This is a genomic window from Streptomyces sp. NPDC056347, assembly GCF_042262625.1.
GTDB lineage: Bacteria > Actinomycetota > Actinomycetes > Streptomycetales > Streptomycetaceae > Streptomyces.
This window is the reverse complement of sequence record NZ_JBHJQP010000333.1, coordinates 1-1636: the sequence shown is the minus strand read 5'-3', so window position 1 is coordinate 1636 and position 1636 is coordinate 1. Positions and strand designations below refer to the sequence as shown.

2 protein-coding genes and 1 pseudogene are annotated in these 1636 nt (G+C 74.4%); 2 read left to right on the top strand and 1 reads right to left on the bottom strand.

All coding sequences use genetic code 11. The features are described 5' to 3' along the window. Window positions 1-177: 177 nt before the first annotated feature. Both ACFCV8_RS35995 and ACFCV8_RS35990 read left to right on the top strand, forming a co-directional pair. Window positions 178-666, top strand: a complete 489-nt coding sequence (locus ACFCV8_RS35995) for a SigE family RNA polymerase sigma factor (protein ID WP_376689771.1) — start codon at window positions 178-180, stop codon at window positions 664-666. Beyond that, window positions 663-1427, top strand: a complete 765-nt coding sequence (locus ACFCV8_RS35990) for a hypothetical protein (RefSeq protein ID WP_376689770.1) — start codon at window positions 663-665, stop codon at window positions 1425-1427. The genes ACFCV8_RS35995 and ACFCV8_RS35990 overlap by 4 nt, the downstream gene beginning before the upstream one ends. Before the next feature lie 85 nt (window positions 1428-1512). On the opposite strand, the pseudogene ACFCV8_RS35985 reads toward ACFCV8_RS35990, so the two are convergent. Next, window positions 1513-1636: pseudogene (locus ACFCV8_RS35985) on the bottom strand ((5-formylfuran-3-yl)methyl phosphate synthase); the annotation flags it as partial.

Sequence of the window (1636 nt, the reverse complement as noted above, 5' to 3'; positions counted from 1 at the left end):
ACCGCGGGGGGGCTCCCCTTTTTGTGTGCGTGGGCGGGTGGGGTGGTGGGGGTTTGGGCGGGGCCCGCGTTCCCCCCCTCCCGCTGTTCCCGCCGTGCTGCAACCCGCCGTGCCTCCCACCGCACTGGAAGGGATGAGACGGTCCGCACCCGCGGACCCGGGAGAGGGGCGCCGACGATGCGGATCGATGACGATGCCGCGCTGCACGCCTTCGTCGAAGGCAGACGTACCGCGCTGTTCCGCAGCGCGTACCTGCTCTGCGGCGACCGGCACGAAGCCGACGACCTGGTCCAGGCGACCTTGGTCAAGGTGGTGCTCGGAGGGCGGCGGTACGGACGGCTCGACAACATCGAGGCGTACGCGCGCAAGACGCTGATCAACACCTTCATCGCGTCCCGCCGCCGGTTCTGGCGGCGGGAGCAGTCGTACGGCGAACTGCCCGACCGCCCCGGCCGGGCGCCGGACACGGACACCGGGCTGGCGGTCCGGGCGGCTCTCGCCCGGCTCACCGGCAAGCAGCGGGCCGTACTGGTGCTGCGGTACTGGGAGGACCTGAGCGTCGAGGCCACGGCCGAACTGCTCGGGATGCGGGAGAACACGGTCAAGAGCCACACGGCTCGGGGGCTGGCGGCACTGCGCGCCGAGATGGCGGAGGAACTGGTATGAGCAACGACGTGCACGAGCTGCTGGGGCGGGTCGCGGACGACGCGGGGGAGCCGACGACCTCGACACGGGCGGTGTACGCCGGGGCGGCCCGGACGCGGCTGCGGCGCCGGGTCGGTGTCACGACCGCGGTGGTCGCGGCCGTCGCGGCCGGGGCGGCCGTGCTGCCCGGCCCGGCCCCGGCGGGGGACCGGGCGGACCGGGCCGCGGCGCCGGAGGCCACGGTGGCGGCCCCGGTCGAGCTCGTCGGCAACGGCGGCCGGGAGAAGGCCCTGGCGAAGGTGCTGCCCAGGGACGTCGGGGTGGTGAACGAGGTCTCGATGGCCGTGATTCTCGACGGCGACACCTCCCAGCGGGAGATGCCGCATCTCCAGGGGCCGCTGGACGGCAGCTTCTCCGTACGCAGGGACGGTGGCGTCGGCTACCTCACCATCGGCTACATGAAGACCGGCAGCGGAGGCCGGTCGCAGGACATGTGCGAGCCCGCCGGAGGGTTCCCCGGCGCGCCGGACTGCGTGAACGAGAAGCGGCCGGACGGCAGCGTGCTGACCACCTGGACCGAATCGATGGAGGGCGTCGACCGGCCCTGGGGGCCGGAGCTGAACGGCCGGCTCACCATGCGGGACGGCGGGGTGCTGGCGGTGCGCGGCAGCACCGGCTTCGAGGGGAAGCGGGCGCAGGGCCCGCTCCTGAAGAGCCCGCCGCTGACCCGGGACCAGCTGCGGTCCCTGCTGCTCGACCCGGCCCTGCTGCCGGAGAAGTAGCGGGACGGTGAGACGGGCGGGGAGGGCGTGCGGCCCTTCCCCGCCCCGGGGCCGGGAGCGTCCGGTGCCCCCTGACCCCAGGGGGCACCAGCCTCGGCTGGATCCGCCCCTTGTTGCGGTCGCCCCCCTCGCACACCGCCCCGCGCACGCCCACGATGTCCGTCCCGATGCGGGTGAGCGTGGCGAGGTCGGCCGACTTCACGCTGCCC